Genomic DNA, 20,727 nt, shown 5'->3' with positions numbered 1-20,727 from the left:
ACATGGCCTAATTCCGCGCCGGAACTGCGCCGATTTCTTCGGGGGCATTGGCGGCGATCGCCAGCATTGCGGTCCACGCCGCCACATTCTGCCGCATTTGGACCGGGTCGATCTTGTCGAGCGTATCGTCAGGCGTGTGGTGGTAATCGAAATAGCGCGTGCCGTGCTGTTGCAGGTCAATCCCGGCCACGCCGCTGGCGATCACTGCCGATACATCTGCGCCGCCGCCGGCGATCGCCGTCCCGCGCCCAATGCCGAGCGGCAGCAGCGCGGTCGCGATCCGATCGCCGACCGGCTTGGCGGCGGCCGGCAGGTTGAAATCGACCCGCCAGATGCGATCCGCGCCGAAATCTGATTCGGCGGCCAGTACATGGGGATCGCGGCGGTGGGCTTCGAAATAGGCCTTGCCGCCGAACACGCCGACTTCCTCCGATCCGGCGAACAGCACCCGGATGGTGCGTCGCGGCTGCCCGGCGTCCATGATCCGCTTCGCCGCCGCGGCGACGATGCCGCATCCGGCGGCGTCGTCAAACGCGCCGGTTCCGAGGTCCCAGCTGTCGAGATGACATGCGACAAGGACGATCCCGGCGGCAGGTTCGCTGCCCGGAACTTCCGCGATGACATTGCCCGACGTCCGGGCGCCGATCTGCTTCGGGGTAAGCACCAGCTTGACGCGGACCGGCTTGCCGCGCCGGAGCACGCGCTCGAGCTGCTCAGCATCGGGCAGGGCAAGCGCGGCGGCCGGGATCGGCCTGACGCCATCCTCGAAGTTGGTCCCGCCAGCGTGCGGATTGCGATGATAGTCGGTCCCAATCGACCGGATCAGGATCGCCGCCGCACCCTTCTCCGCCGCGACGTTAGGACCAATGCGGCGGACGACGCCATAGGTGGTGTACTGCGATCCGTCCTGCGTCGCGGTCATAGCATGGCTGACGAAGGCGATCTTGCCCTTGAGGCTGGCCGCGGGCGCTGCCTGCAGATCGGCGATCGTCGGGAAATAGACGATCTCGCCCTCGATCCCGCGCGGCGGTGTCGCGCCCGAATTGCCGAGCGCGGTCAGCACCAGCGGCTGCGGGAACGGACTGACGATCGCGGCGCGCTCCTCGCCGCGCACCCAGGTCTTGAGCGGAAACGGCTCGTCGCGGACGTTCTGGAAGCCCAGCGCGGTGAGCCTGGCGACTGACCAGTCGCGCGCGCGCTGTTCGGCCTCGGTTCCGGCGAGCCGCGGGCCCACCTCGGTAGTGATGCCCTCGGTGATCTCATATGCAAGTGTGTCGGACAGCGCCGCGTCGCGCAGTGCGGCCACGGCGTTCATGTCCTGCGCCGAAAGCGGGGTACCAAAGGCGAGGGCGGCACTGGCCGCGAGCAGTATCCTGATCATCGTCGCGGACGCTAGACGCCGCGCCCGGGTTTGCCAATTGCCGTGCCCATCGCTATGTCCGCGCCCGACTTTCCCGCATTCGAATATCCCCCGGAGTTCCCACAGTGGCCGTCCAATACAGCTATGTCATGAAGGGTCTCAGCAAGACCTTCCCCGGCGCCAACAAGCCGGTACTCAACAACATTCACCTGCAGTTCCTGCCCGATGCCAAGATCGCGATCATCGGCCCCAACGGCGCCGGCAAGTCGACGCTGATGAAGGTGATGGCCGGGATCGACACCGAGTTCACCGGCGAGGCGTGGGCCGCCGAAGGCATCAAGGTCGGCTATCTGCCGCAAGAGCCGCAGCTCGACCCCAACAAGACGGTGATGGAGAACGTCAAGGACGGTGTGCGCCCGATCGCCGACCTCGTCGATCGCTTCAACGCGATCTCGGCGGAAATGGGCGATCCCCAGGACGATACCGATTTCGACGCGCTGATGGAGGAAATGGGCGAGCTTCAGGCGAAGATCGACGCGGTCGATGGCTGGAGCCTGGACAACCAGCTCGAGATCGCGATGGAGGCACTGCGCTGCCCGCCGGGCGACGCATCGGTCGAAAACCTGTCCGGCGGCGAGAAGCGCCGCGTTGCGCTGTGCAAGCTGCTGCTCGAAAAGCCCGAAATCCTGCTGCTCGACGAACCGACCAACCATCTCGACGCGGAAAGCGTGGCATGGCTCGAAAACTACCTCAAGGAATACACCGGCAACGTCATCCTCGTGACGCATGACCGCTACTTCCTCGACAACGTCGTCAATTGGGTGCTCGAGCTCGATCGCGGACGCTACTACACCTATGAAAGCAATTATTCCGGTTATCTGGAGAAGAAGGCCAAGCGGCTCGAGCAGGAAGAGCGCGAGGAGGCTGGCAAGCAGAAGGCGATCGCCGACGAGCTCGCCTGGATGCGGCAGACTCCCAAGGCGCGCCAGACTAAGTCCAAGGCGCGCATCAAGGCGTTCGATGAGCTCGTCAAGAATCAGGAGAACCGAGCGGTCGGCAAGGCGCAGATCCTTATCCAGATCCCCGAACGGCTCGGCGGCAAGGTGATCGAGGCCGAGGGGCTGACCAAGGCCTATGGCGACAAGCTGCTGTTCGAGAACCTGACGTTCAGCCTGCCACCGGGGGGCATCGTCGGGGTGATCGGTCCCAACGGCGCGGGCAAGTCGACGTTGTTCAAGCTGATCACGGGTCAGGAGCAGCCCGACAGCGGCACGATCGACGTCGGCCAGACGGTGAAGCTCGGCTATGTCGATCAGTCGCGCGACGCGCTCAACCCGGCCAATAATGTCTGGGAGGAGATTTCGGACAAGCTCGAAGTCTTCCGCTTCGGCAAGCAGGAACTGGGGACGCGCGCCTATGTCGGTGCGTTCAACTTCAAGGGGCAGGACCAGCAGAAGAAGGTCGGCCAGCTATCGGGCGGCGAGCGCAACCGGGTTCATATCGCCAAGATGCTCAAGGAGGGCGGCAACGTCCTGCTGCTCGACGAGCCGACCAACGACCTCGACGTCGAGACGCTGCGCGCGCTCGAGGAGGCGCTTGAGACGTTCGCGGGCTGCGCGGTGGTCATCAGCCATGACCGCTTCTTCCTCGATCGCCTGTGCACCCACATCCTCGCGTTCGAGGGCGACAGCCATGTCGAGTGGTTCGAGGGCAATTACGACAGCTATGAAGAGGACAAGCGCAGGCGGATGGGCGACGCCGCCGATCGCCCGACGCGACTGGCGTACAAGAAGCTGACCCGCTGATCCGCAGCGGGACGACGGCCGGCCTGGAGCGTCAGCGCATGCGTTTGACGAACACGCCGTTGTCGCGGCGTTCGACCTGGAAATTGGGTACGGCTTCGATCAGGTCGGATAGTCGCGCAAAGCCGTAGTTGCGCGTGTCGAAGCTCGACCGGTTGCCTGCGCGCTGGCCGACTTCGGACAGGCTGGCGAATTTCTTGGCGTCCTGCTTGGATGCCGAATAGGCATCGATCAGCAGCTTTACGAGGTCGCTGTCGACCTTCTGCTTTGAGTTGGATTTGGGAGGCTCGGCCGCGGCCGTCTCGTTGCGGCCGATCGCGGGCGGCAGCGGCATCGTCGATACGTCCTCGCCGAGCTTGGCGACATCGATGAAGCGAGTGCAGGATTCGCGAAAGCCTGACGGTGTGCGCTCGGTACCGAAGCCGTAGACGGGAATCCCCTCCTGCCGGATGCGCTGCGCCAGCGGCATGAAATCGCTGTCGGACGACATGATCCCGAAGCCGGTGATGCGCCCGCGAAACAGCAGGTCCATCGCATCGATCGTCATCTTCATGTCGGTGGCGTTCTTGCCCTTGGTGATGTCGAACTGCTGATAGGGCTCGATCCCGTGGCGCAGCGACAGATCGGCCCAGTTCTTGAGGCCGGGCTTCTTCCAATTGCCGTAAGCGCGCCGGACGTTGACCGTGCCGAGTTCGGCCAGCACCGTCAGCACCGGATCGAGGTGAACGTGGCTGGCATTGTCGGCGTCGATCAGCAGTGCGATGTTGCCGGTCGGGGCGTTGGCAGTGTTGTTGATAAGCATTGCGCACCCCTAGCGCCGTCAGTCGGGATAGGAAATCGCGATCACCTCATATTCGCGCTCGCCGGCAGGAAGCGTGACGCGGCGCACGTCGCCGACAGCGGCGCCGCGCAGCGCGCGGGCAATCGGCGCGTTCCAGCCGATACGCCCTGCCGCCGCGTCTGTCTCGTCGTCGCCCACCATCGTCACGATGCGCTCGCGCTCATCCTCGTCGACGATCCGAACGGTCGCGCCGAACCACACCCGGGTGCGATCTTCCTGCCGCGCGGGATCGACCACTTTGGCCGCTTTCATCCGCCGGGCGAGGAAGCCAAGCCGCCGATCGATTTCGCGCAGGCGCTTGCGGCCATAGATATAGTCGCCATTTTCGGACCGATCGCCATTGCCGGCGGCCCACGACACGACCTCAACCAGTCGCGGACGCTCGCCGGTCAGCAGGTCGTCATATTCGTCCTTGAGCGCCGTATAGCCGGACGGCGTGATATAGTTGGGGCGGTCCATCGGCGAACCGATCAACCTGGCCGCGACTTGCCCAGATACCAGCTGAGATTGGTCGGCCCACGCGACCGCGACTTGTCGGGGTTGAGCAGGTCGTACACCACCGCATTCTCCAGCACGCGCTGGACATAATTGCGCGTCTCGGTGATCGGGATCGCCTCCACCCACTGCACCATATCGCCGCCGCTGCGCGGATCGCCATTGGCGCGCAGCCATTTGTTCACATTGCCCGGGCCGGCATTATAGGCCGCCACCGCCAGCGGATAGCTGCCGTCGAAATAGCTGAGCATGCGCTGGAAATAGCTCGATCCCAGCTGGATGTTGTAATTGGTATCGGTGGTGAGCGATCCGGCATTGTACGAAAGCCCCAGCTTGCCCGCCTGTTCGCGCGCGGTACCCGGCATCAGCTGCATCATCCCGCGCGCGCCGGCATGGCTGACCGCGGCGCGATCGAACTGGCTTTCCTGCCGCGCGATGGCGTGGATGATCGTGTAGTAATTCTGATGTGCTGCGGGGACTGCCACGCTGGGATAGCCCGCCGCAGTGAAGTCGCTCAGGCCGTTCTGCAACGCGCTGCGGCCGACCATCACCGCTAGATCCTGGCGCCCGATCGATTGCGACAATTCGGTCGCGAGCAGATGATCGGTGCCGCTGGTCGCGTCCGCCGCGATCTGGCGGACGAACTTGGACTGGTCCTCATAGCGCCCGAGGCGGCCCAGCAACTGCGCGACGCGCACCGTTTCCTTGTTGTAGAACGCGGTTCGGGTCGGTCCGGCGACAGGGGTGGCGACGAACTCGGGCGGCCGCTGCAGCGCCTGGCCCAGGCGTTCGGAGCCGAGCTGGCCGTAATAGCTGTCGCGATAGCCCGCGGCGCGCGCATAATATTGATTGGCGGTTGTGCGGTCGCCTGCCGCCTCGGCCGCGCGGCCTGCCCAATAGAGCCCCTTCGACCGGGTCTGCGGCGTGGGATAGGGCTTGGAATAGCGATCGAACATCCCGACCGCGTCGCGCGCGCGGTTAAGCTTGAGCGCAGTCTGTCCGGCGAGCCAGACGAGATCGGTATAGACGTCGCGCTCGCCCGGCGACTGGATCGCCATGTCGGTGCCGGGGGGATAGGCATCATCGACCTGGCGCGCGATGTCGAAGGCGACCGACAACTGATTGTCGGCGGCGGCGGCGCGGGCGTTGGTCAGCAGCACCTTATACCATCCGACGACGCTGCCGGGCCGTGCCGACAGCTGGTGCGGCTGGGCCAGGGAGGCACGGGCCGCCGGGCTCTGGCTGTTGTCGCGCAGCCATGTCGCGCGGTCGGCGAGAAAGCCCGGGTCTTGCCGCGCCGCGCCCGAAATCGCGCCGCCGAGCACCGACGCATCCGGCGAATTGGTGCGATAGGCGAGCCGCGCCGCGAACAGCTGGCGCTTCGCCGGCGACACCAGTGCGATCTGGCGCTGCGCGCTGCTGGTCGAGCCTTGCCACAGCAGCATGTCCATGCGGGCATCGTGATCGTCGGGTGAAAGGGCGCTGCCGAAGCCGCCGATCAGCTTGGCTTCGTCCTGGGGACGCAGCGATCCCTTGCGCCACGCCGCACGCGCTTGCGCCCGCGCGGCATCGATCTGTCCTTTTGCCGCCAGCGCTTCGGCAAAGCGGGCATGCCCCGCGGCGGTGCGCGGCTGGAAGCGGTTGAAGAAGCGCACGACGAGGTCGGGCTGCGCTGCGCCACTGTCGAGCGCTGCTTCGGCAGCGCTTTGCCGCGAGGTCTCACCCGGCCAGCCGGGATGGGCGAGCAGGAAGTTGGCATAGTCGCCGAAGGGCAGGCGGTCGGATTGCTGAAGCCGTTGCCACGTCGCGATCGCGGTATTGAGCGGATCATACGCCGCGTTGGCAGATTGCGGCGTCGCGGCGCCCGATACTGCCGCCGGCGCCACAGGGTCTGCGGCAGGCTCCGACAAAGCGATGGGCTGCACGCCGGAATTCAAGGCATGCGCGGAAAGGGCGGCGCCCGAAGCGCCGATGACCAGGAACGCGGTCTTCACATGGACAGTAAGCATGCTGGACATGATACGGAATCCCGCCCTATCTGTCGCTGAACAATTTCATCGACAGGCACTTTTTTCCGCATGTTTTCCGGTTCGATCACGGCGCTGGCGACGCCCTTCGCCAATGGGCGCTTCGCCGAGTCCGAGTTTCGCGCGCTGATCGACTGGCAGATCGAGGAGGGTTCGTCGGGCTTGGTGCCGTGCGGAACCACTGGTGAGGCGGCGACGATGTCGATCGCCGAGCACAACCATGTGCTGGGGGTCTGCGTCGATCAGGCGGCGGGGCGCGTGCCGGTGATCGCCGGCTGCGGCTCGAACGACACGTCGGTCGCGCTTCAGCACATGCACGCCGCGCGCGACGCCGGCGCCGACGCGGCCCTGCTGGTTCCGCCCTATTATAATCGGCCCAGCCAAGAAGGCGTGTTCCGCCATTTCGAGGTGCTGGCGCGCGACGGCGGCCTGCCGATCGTGCTCTACAACGTACCCGCGCGCACCGTGACCGACATCGCGGTCGAAACCATGGCGCGGATCAAGCGGGCGTTTCCCGACGTCATCGTCGGCGTCAAGGACGCGACCGGTGTGTTGTCGCGCGTGTCCGCGCAGCGTGCGCTATGCGGCGAGGAATTCGCGCAGCTGTCGGGCAACGACGATACCGCGCTGGCCTTCATGGCGATGGGCGGCGTCGGCTGCATCTCGGTCACTGCCAATGTCGCGCCGAAGCTGTGTGCGGCGTTTCAGGCGGCGTGCGCGGCGGGGGACTATGCCACTGCGCTGGCTTCTCAGGACCGGTTGTACCCGCTGCACTGCGCGCTGTTCAGCGATGCGTCGCCGGGACCGGTCAAATACGCATTGGCCAGGGTCCGTCCGGGATTTCCAGACGAGCTGCGCCTGCCGATGACTTCGCCGAGTGCGCAGAGCCGGCAGCTGGTCGACGAGGCGCTCGCTGCCGCAGGGTTGGTCTAGGCAGCATCTGCGGTGGTGACGAAGCTGTCCATCACCCGCTTGCGCCCCGACTGTTCGAAATCGATCTCGAGCTTGTTGCCCTCGATCTCCTCGACGGTGCCGTAGCCGAATTTCTGGTGAAACACGCGCATGCCGAGCGTGATGTCGCCGCGCGGCTTGGCGGCGAAGCTGACGGCGCTGGCCTTGCTTTCGAGGACGCGCGGGGCTTCGCGAGTGAAGCCGGAGCCGCTTCCAGCGGCGCGTTGCCAGCCCGGGCCGCGTCCGCTGCCGCGCGCGACGTCGGCGAACGGATCGGCGCGGTCGGACCAGTTGGCGCGCCACAGGCTTTCGCCGCCCGACATGGTGGTTTCGGGCTCCACATGTTCGGGTGGCAGTTCACCGACGAACCGGCTGGGAAGCGACGACGTCCACTGGCCATAGATGCGGCGATTGGCGGCGTGGATGATCGTCGCGCGGCGGCGGGCGCGGGTGATCGCGACATAGGCGAGGCGGCGTTCCTCCTCCAGGCTGGCGAGCCCGCCTTCGTCGAGTGCGCGTTGCGAGGGGAAGATGCCTTCCTCCCACCCGACCAGGAAGACGGTATCGAACTCGAGCCCCTTGGCGGCATGGATCGTCATGATCGTGACCTTGGGATCGTCGGCGCTGGCGTCGTTGTCCATGACCAGGCTGACATGTTCGAGGAACGCGGTGAGGCTTTCATATTCCTCCATCGCACGGACGAGTTCGCTCAGGTTCTCGAGGCGACCGGCGGCTTCGGCCGACTTTTCCGCCTGCCACATCGCGGTGTAGCCGCTTTCGTCGAGCAGCTGCCGCGCGAGCTCGGGGTGAGGGAGCGTTTCGCCCATCGAGCGCCAGCGCGCGATGTCGCCGACCAGATTGCCGAGCGAGCGGCGGGCCTGCGGCGTGAGCTCGTCGGTATCGAGGATGCGCGCGGCGGCGGACAACAGCGGGACGCCCTGCGCACGCGCCAGCTGGTGAACCTTGGCCACGGCCTTGTCGCCCAGGCCGCGCTTGGGCACGTTGACGATGCGTTCGAAGGCGAGATCGTCGGCGGGCTGCGCGACGACGCGGAGATAGGCGAGCGCGTCGCGTATCTCGGCGCGTTCGTAGAAGCGGAAGCCGCCGACGATGCGGTAGGGCATACCGATCGCGATGAAGCGGTCCTCGAACTCGCGGGTCTGGTGCTGCGCGCGGACCAGAATCGCCATGTCATCGAGAGTTTTGCCGGAACGCTGGCAGCCCTCGATCTCCTCCCCGACGCGGCGCGCTTCCTCGGGGCCGTCCCACACGCCGACGACTCGAACCTTGTCGCCGGCGTCGAGCTCGGTCCACAAGGTCTTGCCGAGCCGCCCGCCATTATTGGCGATGACGCCCGATGCGGCGCCGAGGATATGCGGGGTGGACCGGTAATTCTGTTCGAGGCGGATGACCTTTGCGCCCGGAAAATCGCGCTCGAATTTGAGGATGTTCTCGACCTGCGCGCCGCGCCACGAATAGATCGACTGGTCGTCGTCGCCGACGCAGGCGATGTTCTTGCGCTCCTGCGCGAGCAGGCGGAGCCAGAGATACTGGACGCTGTTGGTGTCCTGATACTCGTCGACCATGATGTAGCGGAAGCGGTTCTGATACTGTTCGAGCACCTCGCGATGCGAACGCAGGATGACGAGGACGTGGAGCAGCAGGTCGCCGAAATCGCAGGCATTCAGTGCCTTCAACCGCGCTTGATACGCGGCGTAGAGTTCCTGTCCGCGACCGTTCGCGTAGAGCTCGGACTCGCCCGCGTCGAGATCTGCGGGGGTCATCCCCTTGTTCTTCCAGCCGTCGATCAGGCCACCCAGCGCACGCGCGGGAAAGCGTTTCTCGTCGATGTCGGCGGCGACGATCAGTTGCTTGAGCAGGCGAAGCTGATCGTCCGTGTCGAGGATGGTGAAATTGGATTGCAGGCCCACCAGCTCGGCATGGCGGCGCAGCATCCTGGCGCCGATCGCATGGAAGGTGCCAAGCCACGGCATGCCCTCGACCACATCGCCGACCAGCCGCCCGACGCGCTCGCGCATCTCGCGCGCGGCCTTGTTGGTGAAGGTGACCGACAGGATCTCGGAAGGATAGGCCTTGCGCGTGTACAGCAGGTGCGCGAGCCGGGCAGTGAGCGCCGCCGTCTTGCCGGTGCCCGCGCCGGCCAGCACCAGCACCGGGCCGTCGGTGGTCAGCACCGCTTCACGCTGCGGGGCATTGAGGCCGCGCAGGTACGGCGGATCATCGGGGCTGGGTGCGGGAAGCGACATCGGTGAACAGGTAGGGAACGCTGCGAGTCGGGGCAAGCTGTCGCATGATCCCGTCGCATCGCCGCTGTCGCAATTGCATTGCCAGGCGGGCTGTCGCATCAGCCGTGCCATGGCTACAGTCGATCGTCGCATGATATTGCGAACATTGGCGATTACGCCGGTTGCAGGGATCCCTCTGGCGGCGGCACGCCAGGCGCCGATCATTGCTAATATGCGGGTCGCACAGCGCCGCGCACTGATCGACGTGCAGTTTCGCGACGGTCCACCCCATGCGTTCCTGATCGATACGGGCGGGTTTCACAGCCTGATCGACGAGAGACTGGCGCGTGAACTCAAGCTACGGTCGCTTGGCGGCATCGGTATGCGCGGATTGGGCGGGTTGGAGAACATGACCCTCTACCGCGCGCCCGAAGTAGTCTTCGGCGGCGCGGTGCGCCAGCGCGACGTGACCTTTGGCGGGCTGCGCGATCCCCGGTTCGGTGCCGGCGTCCAGGGGACGTTGGCGGCAGGCGTGTTCACGGTCGTTGATAGCGATCTCGATTTCGATGCGGGTGAATGGCGGCTATGGCCGGAAGGACGCCCGGACCGCGCGGGGTTCGTGAAGCTGCCGGCGAAGATCACTGCTCCCGCTGCGCGCGAGGGATCTCCGAAGATCATCGCTGAGGGCGTGCTCGGTGGGCGCACCCTGCGGTTCCTCCTCGATACCGGGGCGCCCAAGGCGATCAACCTGTTCGGACCCGCGGCGAGAGCCAGCGGACTGTGGGATGCCAACATGCCGCAGGCGGTGATCCGTCCTTTCGGGATCGGTGGCGCCGCGCCGCTGGGGCGGCTGGTCCGCGCCGAAGCCATCGCGATCGGCCCCTTGCGGTTCGAACGCCCGCTCGTCCAGTTGCATCAGCCCGGTTCGCGCGGCGGCAACGGCTTCGATGGAATCATCGGCCTCGACATCCTGCAGCGGATGAACCTGTCGACCGATACCAAAGCCCGGACACTCTGGGCGATGCCCAATCGCCAGCCCGCGTATGAGGAGCGATACGGGCTGTCGGGAATGTGGGTCGATGCCAAGGGTGACTCCGTGGTGGTGCGCGCGGTCGGTGCGCGCAGCCCTGCTGCCGAGGCGGGGATCGCGGAAGGCGATCGGATCGTCGGCATGCCGGTGGCGCAGGTGATCCGGGCGATCAGCCAGGACCCCGATACCGTCGTGCCGCTCACGGTCGAACGTGGCGGGAAACGGAGGACCGCGGAGGTGCGGTTGCGCCGCTTCCTCTAGACCGGACGCAGCAAGGTCAGCCTTGCCTTTCCTACGATGCGGGACGTTTCCGTCTCGAAACCACCTGCACCAGCCTCTTCGCGAGCGCCGGTCTCGATGCTGACCCACGTGCCCGGCCCGGTCCAGCCGAGACGGGCCATCCGTTCAAGAGCCACGCTGCCTGCGCCGGTGCCATAGGGCGGGTCCATCAGGATCAGGTCGAGCGGCCTGGTCGCCGGGCCGAGCGCCAGCACCGACTGCGCGCGAATGTCGGCAGCGATGGCGCCGAGCTTCGCGACATTGGTCCTGAGCGCGTCGAGCGCGGCGCGATCCTGCTCCACGAACAGGCACGATGCCGCCCCGCGCGACAGGGCTTCGAGGCCGAGCGCGCCCGATCCGGCAAACAGGTCCGCGACGGCGAGGCCCTCAAGCGTCCCGAGACGGCTGACCAGCATGGAAAACAGTGCTTCGCGGGTGCGGTCGGCGGTCGGTCGCGTGGCCTGGCCCTTGGGCGCGACCAGCGGGCGACCGCGCCACGCGCCGGCGATGATCCTCATTTGCGCGTCCGGCCCGGCCGCGGCGGGCGCGGCCCGGGACGCTTGCGGGGTGAAGCGGGGCGCTTGGTTGCGGTGTCTTGGGCAGGTACGGCGGGAGTGCGCGGCGGGCGCTTGGATGGGGCCGGGGCCGAGCCGACCTTGCCCTTGCGGCGAGGCTGATCGTCGCGCGGGGCGAGATCGGCGCGGCGGGTCTCGATGCGTTCGTCCGGGCGCCTCTTGCGCACTGGCGGCTTGCGCTCGGTGGGGGCGGGGGCTGCGTCATAGGCGACGCGGGCCTTGAAGGCGGCGGCGCGATCGCCGCGCATGCGCGGTGCGGGCTGAGCCGAGGGCTTGGGTTCCACTGGTGCAGGGCGCGGCGCGACGGTTTCGGTGATGCGCAGGTCGCGGCGCTTTGCTGCGGGTTGCTCTAGCGACTTGCGGAAGGTGACAAGATCGTTCTGGCGGATCTCGTCAACCTGACCCAGCGGCAGGTCGCCCAGAACGAAAGGCCCGTAGCGTGTGCGGATCAGCCGCGACACCTTGAGCCCCAGATGTTCGAGCACGCGCCGCACTTCGCGGTTCTTGCCTTCGGTCAGGGTCAGTTCGATCCAGACATTGGCGCCGGTGCGGCGTTCGAGGTTGGCGTCGATCGCTCCGTAGCGCACACCTTCGATCTCGATCCCCTCGATAAGGTCTTCGAGCCGTGCCTGGCTGATCTCACCATAGGCGCGCGCCCGGTAGCTGCGTTCGACGCCGGTGGCGGGCAGTTCGAGCTGGCGCTTCAGCTCGCCATCCGTGGTCATCAGCAACAGCCCCTCGGTGTTGAGATCGAGGCGACCGACCGGCATCATCCGCGGCAGATCGCGCGGGATGCGGTCGTAGATGGTCGGGCGCCCCTTGGGATCGCGCTCGGCCGTCAGCAATCCGGTCGGCTTGTGAAAGCGGAACAGTCGCGCCGGTGCCGCCGCCTGCACCGGCTCGCCATCGACGGTCACGCCGCGCAGCGACGACAGCACGGTCGCTGGCGTTTCCAGCGGCACGCCGTCGATCGCGATCCGCCGTTCGGCGATCATCCGCTCGATCTCGCGCCGCGACGCGATTCCGGCACGGGCGAGCAGCTTGGCGATACGTTCGCCTGCGCTTTGCTTGGACGGGGGCAGGGCGATGATGCTATGTCCTTGGTCGGGTCCGCGACAAATATTGCGCGAATACGCAGCGTGTCGACGGCTAATGCGTTGAGCGGTGCGACGGCGCAAGCACGAGCCGGCGGGGAGTAGGCGCACATCATGTTGTTCGGTCGGAAGAAGCGGCGTATCTCGCGGATCCTGTTGGTGGAGGACGAGCCGCTGGTCGCGTTCGACACCGAGCATTTCCTGACCGAGGCAGGGCTGGAGATCGTCGCCACCTGCGACAGCGTGCTCCACGCACTCGAAGCGATCACCAGCGACAGCGCGATCGATCTGGTAATCCTGGACGTCGAACTCTCGGACGGAAGCGGCCTCGACGTTGCGCGCATCGCACACGGCCACGGTATCGCCGTGCTGTTCGTGACGGGCCATTGTCCGGGCGAGGCAAAGATGTTTGCGCGCGGCTGCCTGTCGAAACCCTATCCGCAGCGCGACCTGATGCTGGCGATCGATGCGATCGACGCGGCGCTGGCAGGGGGAAAGCAGCGCAAGCGGCTGCCGTCGAGCTTCAGCCTATTCGGCGAGCCGGCCTGAACCAGCGCCTTATGTCAGAAGGCGTTCTTGTGCGTCAGCACCCGGAACGTCTGCAGGATGATCATCACATCCTTCATCAGCGACCAGTCCCTCAGATATTCGAGATCGGCCTGCAGCCTGTCGGTAAGGTCGCGTTCGATCGCGGTCGCACCCCGAAATCCACGCACCTGAGCCAGCCCGGTCAGACCCGGCTTGATGGCATGGCGATGCCAGTAGCGGTCATCGACTTCCCAGAACAGCTTGTCCGCGGCGCGCGATCCCACCGCATGCGGCCGGGGTCCGACGATGCTCATGTCGCCCTTGAGCACATTGATCAGCTGCGGCAGTTCGTCGATGCTGGTCTTTCGGATGAAGCGGCCAAGCGCAGTGACACGTTCGTCGTCGCGCGAGGCCGAGCGATTGCCATGGCCATCCGATCGATCGGTGCGCATGCTGCGAAACTTGAGCATGCGAAACAGTCGGTTACCCTGACCGATGCGGGTCTGGACGAACAGGATCGGCCCGGGACTGTCGCGGCGGATCAATAGCGCGATGACGGCCAGCAACGGCGCGAGCACGATCAGCGCCAATCCGGAGACGACGATGTCGAACGCCCGCTTCATCGCCGCATCGACCTGGCTGAGCGGACCTTCCGCGACGACGATGGTCGGTTGGTTGGACCAGTTGTCGATGCCGAGCGGGGCAAGCCGCGACAGTTCGGGCGCGATCACTTCGCTGCGGACATTCGCCCCCTTGAGCAACCTGACCCAGGCCACGCGTCGCTCCGGCGCGCAATCGATGACGACGCGATCCGATGTCGCCAGCATCTGCGCCAGTCGATTGTACATTTCGGGGCAATGCTGCTCCGGGTCGAGCCAGCTGTCGCCGCGAATGATTGTCGTGTGGTCGTCGGCGGCGTGGATGTCGTCCTGATCGCTGATCAGCATCACGTTGTAGGCGGTTCCGCTGAGCACGATCCGGGCGTGGCGGAGATACGCACGCCGCGCGAATGCCAGCGCAGCAAAGCCGATGACCGACCCGATCGCAAAGGTTCCGCGCGAAAATGTGGCGCCGACCTTCAGATAGAAGGCAAGGAACATGAGCACGCCAATGGCGAGCAGCAAGGCACGCAGCGATCGTGTGACTCCCTGCCCGGGAGTAACCAGCACCTCGGCCGAATAGGCACCGCCATTGGCCGCTGCTGCGACGTAGATCGGTGCCAGCGAGCTGGCCACGACCGCCCATTGTCCGCTGGCAAGCGGCATCCCGTACACCACCGATGCTACGACGAAGCTGGCGAAAATGCATGCGATGTCGATCGCAGCGAGGATGACGTACATGCGGGCGCGCACGGCACGGCGAGAGGAGAACGCGGGAGTTCGGAATCCGACCAACGCGTCACCAGACGGTCGCATCCGCCCAGACTCGAGGTTCATGCTTCCCCCTAGGCGATATGGCGCGGCGTACATCGCGCACCTTTATCAATCGGCCTATGCACCTCTTTGTACGATGCCGCAATGCAACAGCGCGCCCGCTCGGGCCGGTCGTCCCGTTTCTGGAGCGTTTCGCGGTCGCTGCCGGTTTGCTGGACATATCAGACAATTAGCTTGAGCCCGGCAAAGACCAGGACGACCGCCAAAGCGGGCCGGATCAGCGCTTCGGGGATCAGCGCGGCTAGTCTTGACCCGACGATGATCCCCGGGATCGATCCGACCAGCAGCATGGCGAGCAATGCCCAGTCGACCGTCCCGATCAGCAGGTGGATGATCCCCCCGACCAAGGCGATCGGGACGGCGTGGGCGATGTCGGTCCCGACCAACTGATGCAGCGACAGCCGCTTGGGATACAGACACAGCAGCATCGTCGCGCCTAGTGCGCCGGCGCCGACCGATGTCAGCGTGACCATAATCCCCAGCAGCGCTCCCGCAAGGATCGTGGCAATCCGTTTGAACGTCGTAAAGGCGGGGTGTTGGCGGATCGACAGTGACAATGCGAAGCGGGCAACGCGCTGCCGCAGCAGGGTCGCGACCGACGTCAGGATCAGGACGATGCCGAGCAGTTGCGACAGCACATCGCTGCGCATCGAGGTGCCGCCGAACTGCCACAGCCATAGACCCGTCAATATCGCCGCCGGAATGCTGCCGATCGCCAGCAACCCGACGATGTCGAGCGCGACGCTGCTTTGCCGATGATGCACGTAGCCGCCGACCGACTTGGTAATCGCCGCGAACCACAGGTCGGTCCCGATCGCAGTCGCCGGCGCGACGCCGAAGAACAGGATCAGCAGCGGCGACATCAAGGATCCACCACCAACCCCCGTCACGCCGACGATGATCCCGACCAGCAATCCGGCAACGGCATTTAGCCAGTCCATCAAAGCCCCCTGTGCGACTGGGGTGCCATGACGGCGGGTACAGTCAAGGGGCTTGGACGGTGGCGGGTGCCTTCGCGGCGTTGGCGATCAGCCAGAGGACACGGCCTGCGATATCCTCGCGGCAGATCAGCAGGTCGGGAAGGTACACGTCGCGACGATTGTACACGAGCGGCGAGCCGTCGATCCGCGAGACGTGCAGTCCGCTTGCCGCCGCCACCGCGATCGGAGCGCAGCTGTCCCATTCATATTGTCCGCCGCTATGGACATAGATGTCGGCTTCGTCGCGCAGGATCGCCATCGCCTTCGCCCCGGCCGAGCCCATCGGCACCAGCGACGCGCCGATCGCCGCAGCGACCATTTCCGCTTCGGGAGCCGGGCGGGTGCGACTGACCACCATCCTCAACGACTGCCCGGCAGGCGGAAGCGCGGCTGGCCGATCCGTCGCGAAGGTTTCACCGAGCGCAGGCAGGGCGACCGCCCCAGCCGCCGGCGCACCGTCGATCGCCAACGCGACATGCACCGCCCAATCGCTGCGCCCTTCGGAATATTCACGAGTTCCGTCGAGCGGGTCGACAATCCATACCCGGCTGCGGTCGAGCCGGACCGCGTCGTCGGCGCTTTCTTCGGACAGGATGGCGTCGTCCGGCCGGACCTGCGCCAGCTTTTCCAGGATCAGCGCATTCGCCACGCGATCGCCCGCCGCTCCCAGCGCCTTGCCTGCGAACAACCCGCTGCCGCGCACCGCCATCAGGACTTGCCCCGCGGCGTCCGCAATCGCGCGAGCGAGGGCGGCGTCAGACATCTGTGTCATGCCAAGCAGGTCCTGACGATCAGGTCGGCGGCATCGTCGGGCGACATCGCCGTCGTATCGATGATGAGTTCCGGCGCTTCGGGTTCTTCATAGGGGCTGTCGATGCCGGTGAAGTTCTTGAGGTCACCAGCCCGAGCTTTCTTGTACAGCCCCTTGACGTCGCGCTCCTCGGCGACCGCGAGCGGGGTGCTGATGAAGATCTCGATGAAGTCGCGTTCGGCGAACATCGACCGAACCATCGAGCGCTCGGCCCTGAACGGCGAGATGAACGCCGTCAGCACGATCAGCCCGGCATCGGTCATCAGCTTGGCGACCTCGCCGACGCGGCGGATATTCTCGATGCGATCGGCGTCGGTGAAGCCCAAGTCGCGGTTCAGGCCATGGCGGATGTTATCGCCATCGAGGAGGAAGCTATGCTTGCCCAGTGCGTGCAGCCTTTTTTCGACCAGGTTGGCGATCGTCGATTTGCCCGATCCCGACAGGCCGGTAAACCATAGCAACTTGGGTCGCTGACCCTTTTGCGCGGCATGAGCGTCGCGGGTGATCTCGATCGACTGCCAATGGACATTCTGGCTCCGGCGCAGCGCGAAGCTGAGCAGGCCGGCGGCGACCGTGGCGTTGGTGATCTTGTCGATCAGGATGAACCCGCCGAGGTCGCGATTGGTCGCATAGGCTTCAAACGCGATCGGGCGATCGGTATAGACTTCCGCCACGCCGATATCGTTCAGCTCGAGAGTCCTGACCGACAGTTCGGCCATCGTGTTGACGTCCACCGCATGGCGCGGCTCCTGGATAGTGGCGCTGACCATCTGAGCACCAATCTTGAGCCAATATGCCCGGCCCACCAGCATGGGCTCGGCATCCATCCAGACGATCGTCGCCTGGAACTGGTCGGCGACCTCGGGCGGTGCGGACGCGGCTGCGATCAGATCGCCGCGAGAACAGTCGATCTCGTCCGCCAGCGTGATCGTCACCGACTGACCGGCCCGCGCCTCATCCAGATCGCCCCCCATCGCCACGATCCGGGCGATCTTCGAAGTGCGACCCGATGGTACGATGCGCACCGCATCGCCGGGGCGCACGGTGCCGCTGGCGATCAACCCCGAAAAGCCGCGGAAATCGAGATTGGGACGGTTGACCCATTGCACCGGCATTCGGAATGGTTCGGTAGCGACGGCGTCGATGTCCACGTCGACCGTTTCCAGATGCTCGATCAGCGTGGGCCCGGAATACCAGGGAGTGATCGCCGACCTGCTGGCGATATTGTCTCCGCCCAGCCCGGAGATCGGGATTGGCGTGAACGCGTCGATGCCGATGGAGTTCGCGAACGCGCGATAGTCGGCGACGATACGGTCGAACACCTGCCGGTCGTATCCGACCAGATCCATCTTGTTCACCGCAAGGACGATGTGGCGGATGCCGATCAGATGGGCGAGGTAGCTGTGCCGCCGCGTCTGGGTCAGCACGCCCTTGCGCGCGTCGATCAGGATCACGGCAAGGTCGGCAGTCGATGCACCGGTGACCATGTTGCGGGTATATTGCTCGTGACCGGGCGTGTCAGCGACGATGAACTTGCGCTTTTCGGTGGCGAAGAAGCGATAGGCGACATCGATCGTGATGCCCTGCTCGCGCTCGGCGGCAAGACCATCGACGAGCAGCGCGAAATCGATATTCTGCCCTTGCGTCCCGACCCGCTTCGAATCGGCTTCCAGCGCGGAGAGCTGGTCCTCGAAGATCATCTTCGAATCGTAGAGCAGCCGTCCGATCAGTGTCGATTTGCCGTCATCGACCGATCCGCAGGTGATGAAGCGCAGCAGCGATTTTGCCTGGTGCTGAGCCAGATAGGCGTCGATATCCTCGGCCACGAGTGCGTCGACGCGATAGGCGCTTTCCTGACCAGCCATCAGAAATAGCCCTCCTGCTTCTTCTTTTCCATCGACGCCGCCTGGTCGTGGTCGATCGCGCGGCCCTGGCGTTCCGACGTCGTGGTGAGCAGCATCTCCTGGATGATTTCGGGCAACGTCGCCGCTTCGCTCTCGACGGCGCCGGTCAGCGGGTAGCAGCCTAGCGTCCGAAATCGGATCGACCTCAATACCGGCTCCTCGCCGGCTTCAAGCGGGAACCGGTCGTCGTCGACCATCAGCGTCAGCCCGTCGCGGACCACGGTCGGACGCGGCGCTGCGAAATAGAGCGGAACGATCTCGATCCGCTCCTGCAGGATATATTGCCAGATATCGAGCTCGGTCCAGTTCGAGATCGGGAACACGCGAATGCTCTCGCCCCTGGCCTTGCGGGCATTGTAGAGCCGCCACAGTTCGGGGCGCTGCGCCTTGGGATCCCAGCGATGCGATGCCGATCGGAAACTGAACACGCGTTCCTTCGCCCGGCTCTTTTCCTCGTCGCGCCGCGCGCCGCCGAATGCCACGTCGAACCCGTGCAGGTCGAGCGCCTGCTTCAGCCCATCGGTCTTCCACATGTCGGTATGGAGCGCGCCATGGTCGAACGGATTGATGCCCCGTGCCATCGCTTCGGGATTGCGATGGACGAGCAATTCCATTCCCGCCTCCGCCGCGGCGCGATCGCGAAGCTCGTACATCGCCCGGAACTTCCACGTCGTATCGACATGCAACAGGGGAAAGGGCGGGGGCGAGGGATAGAAGGCCTTCCTGGCAAGATGCAGCATCACCGCCGAATCCTTGCCCACCGAATACAGCATCACCGGCTTCTCGGCCTCGGCCGCCACCTCGCGCAGGATATGGATCGATTCGGCCTCGAGACGGTCGAGATGGGTGAGGGAGCGAACCGCCGTCATGCCAGCGCCGGGTCCATAGAGGGCATTGGCGAGGTCGAAAGGCGGTAAACCGGAATGTTGTCGTGCAGCATCGGCGCCTTATGCTCGGTTATGGTAGAAACCGTGAACAAGAAACTTTTGTGGGGATGCTGGTGGAGCTTGGGTCTCTGAGGTCCGCCAGCGGTCGGCAACCGCGCTGTTAGTACGTTGTTGAAAATTGGACGCCACCAAGCCGATGGCATTAGGGTTCCTGCGGAGAATAATCGCCGTCAGGGCCGTCGCCCGCCCCTGATTTATAGCACCCTGGTTGCCCGACATCCGTCATCCGAGTGGGCGAATCCTGATCTGATCGATCCACCATGGGGCGGCCGCTGCCGAAATCCTTGTCGGCGGAACGATAGCGAAGCTTTGCCAGTCACAATTTTCAGGAATTGCGACACGTACCGCACGATCCTCGATTTTCTCGGTCGCGATGGAATATCCGGTTTCCAGGCACCGGACGACCGGCCGCATCATCTCGTCTGGCGTTTTCGGAGCCGATGACTGCCATGTAACTTCGTAGTTTCCGGGTGCCAGTCGTACGATCTGGCTCGCACTGGGCTCGGAGATGGTGCCCGACGAGCGTATCTGAAGCACGTTGCCGCTTCGTCCGGAAATGGGCTCGATCGACACCTGCATCGATCCACTTGAGGAGAGTGCCCAGTCAAATGGCGACTCCGCTCTTGCTGCCTGCGGAAGCGGTTCTTCGAAATCGGCATTGCGCAACGTGTTCGCTCGAGCCTGACCATTCGCGCAACCGATCGACCACAGAGCGAACGCCATGTCGAGACTTTGCTTTCGTGCGAGCGCATTGACAGTGTAGCCGATATCCTCGCAAGCCACGGTCAGGCCGGCATTATGCGCGCGACGAATGACGTCCATCCGTGCAGTGGCCTGCTCGTTCTGCAGGGTGGATACGGACTGTACATAACTCGCCGCCCAGTCCGGGTTGAGCGCCAGACGTGCCGTGACGGCCTCGCGACCGGCCGGGATGGCTTCAAGCGTTGCGAGCAAGGGTTCGGTTAGCTGTGTGCTAGTTGAAGTGCGAAGTAGCGCGTCGAGCCGCTGTGCGGCGGTTGTGACATCGTTCGCAGCAAGTGCCGTCGAAAACCAATAAAGCTGGGTTGGGACGTCGCGCCAACCGAGCAACGCAGCCGCCCGAAAGGCCGCGTCAGTGCCAAGCGCATTTTGAGCCTGCGCTGCCAGTCCTCCAACCAGCGAAAGCCCGCGGGCATCCATCGGACTGCTCGTGACATAGTCTTTCAAATGACGCTTGGCAGTCGGCAACTCACCGATCTCTACTGCCCGCACCGCCAGCGCATAGGCATCTTCTCCACCAAACTCGGCAGCTTCCCGCTCAAGCCCTAGATCAACCCCACGCTGCTGCGCATTAATCAGGCCGAGCAAAGCCAACGGAATGACCGCCAACCCGCAAACAAGACTGCGCGTCAGGGTCACGGTCGATCTGCGGTCAGGTCAACCAT

The 20,727-nt window shown here is 65.1% G+C and carries 17 protein-coding genes; 4 read left to right on the top strand and 13 right to left on the bottom strand.

The genetic code is table 11. From position 1 onward, the window contains the following. Window positions 1–7: 7 nt before the first annotated feature. Window positions 8–1,381, bottom strand: coding sequence for a M28 family peptidase (locus tag FHY50_RS05985; protein WP_140047601.1), 1,374 nt, complete (start codon window positions 1,379–1,381; stop codon window positions 8–10). Between the two features lie 104 nt (window positions 1,382–1,485). Here FHY50_RS05985 and ettA point away from each other — a divergent pair, with 104 nt between their 5' ends. After that, a complete protein-coding gene (ettA, locus tag FHY50_RS05980; protein WP_140047600.1) occupies window positions 1,486–3,165 on the top strand; it encodes an energy-dependent translational throttle protein EttA in 1,680 nt (559 codons plus the stop codon). A 31-nt stretch (window positions 3,166–3,196) separates the two neighbouring features. On the opposite strand, the gene FHY50_RS05975 is transcribed toward ettA, so the two are convergent. From FHY50_RS05975 to FHY50_RS05965, 3 genes are read right to left on the bottom strand one after another with little or no spacing between them, the layout of a single operon-like run. Continuing rightward, entirely contained in the window at window positions 3,197–3,964 is a 768-nt protein-coding gene (locus FHY50_RS05975; protein WP_140047599.1) for an NYN domain-containing protein, read from the bottom strand. Between the two features lie 18 nt (window positions 3,965–3,982). Next, complete coding sequence (greB, locus tag FHY50_RS05970) at window positions 3,983–4,462, bottom strand: transcription elongation factor GreB (RefSeq protein WP_140047598.1); 480 nt, start codon at window positions 4,460–4,462, stop codon at window positions 3,983–3,985. Between the two features lie 11 nt (window positions 4,463–4,473). Continuing rightward, complete coding sequence (locus tag FHY50_RS05965) at window positions 4,474–6,516, bottom strand: lytic transglycosylase domain-containing protein (protein WP_420030876.1); 2,043 nt, start codon at window positions 6,514–6,516, stop codon at window positions 4,474–4,476. A gap of 60 nt (window positions 6,517–6,576) precedes the next feature. On the opposite strand from FHY50_RS05965, the gene dapA reads away from it, so the two are divergent. After that, entirely contained in the window at window positions 6,577–7,458 is an 882-nt protein-coding gene (gene dapA, locus FHY50_RS05960) for a 4-hydroxy-tetrahydrodipicolinate synthase (protein ID WP_140047597.1), read from the top strand. Here dapA and FHY50_RS05955 read toward each other — a convergent pair. Continuing rightward, on the bottom strand, window positions 7,455–9,743 hold the full coding sequence (locus FHY50_RS05955; RefSeq protein WP_140047596.1) for an ATP-dependent helicase: 2,289 nt from the start codon (window positions 9,741–9,743) through the stop codon (window positions 7,455–7,457). The two genes, dapA and FHY50_RS05955, sit on opposite strands and share 4 nt — an antisense overlap. Before the next feature lie 109 nt (window positions 9,744–9,852). Between FHY50_RS05955 and FHY50_RS05950 the strand changes: the two genes are divergently transcribed. Next, window positions 9,853–11,013 carry an aspartyl protease family protein gene (locus tag FHY50_RS05950; protein ID WP_140047595.1) on the top strand — a complete coding sequence of 387 codons (1,161 nt, stop codon included), beginning with the start codon at window positions 9,853–9,855 and terminating at the stop codon, window positions 11,011–11,013. Here the strand turns inward: FHY50_RS05950 and rsmD are convergent. Beyond that, window positions 11,010–11,549 carry a 16S rRNA (guanine(966)-N(2))-methyltransferase RsmD gene (rsmD, locus tag FHY50_RS05945; RefSeq protein ID WP_140047594.1) on the bottom strand — a complete coding sequence of 180 codons (540 nt, stop codon included), beginning with the start codon at window positions 11,547–11,549 and terminating at the stop codon, window positions 11,010–11,012. The two genes, FHY50_RS05950 and rsmD, sit on opposite strands and share 4 nt — an antisense overlap. Beyond that, window positions 11,546–12,628, bottom strand: a complete 1,083-nt coding sequence (locus tag FHY50_RS05940; RefSeq protein WP_244935357.1) for a pseudouridine synthase — start codon at window positions 12,626–12,628, stop codon at window positions 11,546–11,548. Before FHY50_RS05940 ends, rsmD begins: the two co-directional genes overlap by 4 nt. Window positions 12,629–12,814: 186 nt before the next feature. Here FHY50_RS05940 and FHY50_RS05935 point away from each other — a divergent pair, with 186 nt between their 5' ends. After that, entirely contained in the window at window positions 12,815–13,249 is a 435-nt protein-coding gene (locus FHY50_RS05935) for a response regulator (protein WP_140047593.1), read from the top strand. Window positions 13,250–13,263: 14 nt separating this feature from the next. Here the strand turns inward: FHY50_RS05935 and FHY50_RS05930 are convergent, their stop codons facing one another. The 6 genes from FHY50_RS05930 to FHY50_RS05905 form a co-directional block, all read right to left on the bottom strand. After that, window positions 13,264–14,568, bottom strand: coding sequence for a sugar transferase (locus tag FHY50_RS05930; RefSeq protein ID WP_180345093.1), 1,305 nt, complete (start codon window positions 14,566–14,568; stop codon window positions 13,264–13,266). Window positions 14,569–14,822: 254 nt separating this feature from the next. After that, window positions 14,823–15,602, bottom strand: coding sequence for a sulfite exporter TauE/SafE family protein (locus tag FHY50_RS05925; protein ID WP_140047591.1), 780 nt, complete (start codon window positions 15,600–15,602; stop codon window positions 14,823–14,825). Between the two features lie 43 nt (window positions 15,603–15,645). After that, window positions 15,646–16,404 carry a 3'(2'),5'-bisphosphate nucleotidase CysQ gene (locus FHY50_RS05920; RefSeq protein ID WP_420030875.1) on the bottom strand — a complete coding sequence of 253 codons (759 nt, stop codon included), beginning with the start codon at window positions 16,402–16,404 and terminating at the stop codon, window positions 15,646–15,648. Window positions 16,405–16,409: 5 nt separating this feature from the next. Beyond that, window positions 16,410–18,317 (bottom strand): sulfate adenylyltransferase subunit CysN, encoded by a 1,908-nt coding sequence (gene cysN, locus FHY50_RS05915; RefSeq protein WP_140047589.1) that lies wholly within the window; start codon window positions 18,315–18,317, stop codon window positions 16,410–16,412. Then, window positions 18,317–19,225 (bottom strand): sulfate adenylyltransferase subunit CysD, encoded by a 909-nt coding sequence (cysD, locus tag FHY50_RS05910; RefSeq protein ID WP_140047588.1) that lies wholly within the window; start codon window positions 19,223–19,225, stop codon window positions 18,317–18,319. Before cysD ends, cysN begins: the two co-directional genes overlap by 1 nt. Window positions 19,226–19,525: 300 nt before the next feature. After that, the gene (locus FHY50_RS05905; RefSeq protein WP_140047587.1) at window positions 19,526–20,701 is read right to left on the bottom strand and encodes a hypothetical protein; all 1,176 of its coding nucleotides are present in this window, start codon (window positions 20,699–20,701) and stop codon (window positions 19,526–19,528) included. Window positions 20,702–20,727 lie beyond the last annotated feature (26 nt).

The sequence above is a fragment of the Sphingomonas japonica genome (assembly GCF_006346325.1).
GTDB lineage: Bacteria > Pseudomonadota > Alphaproteobacteria > Sphingomonadales > Sphingomonadaceae > Sphingomonas > Sphingomonas japonica.
The sequence above is the reverse complement of the archived record's forward strand: the minus strand, read 5'-3'. Positions and strand labels throughout refer to the sequence as shown.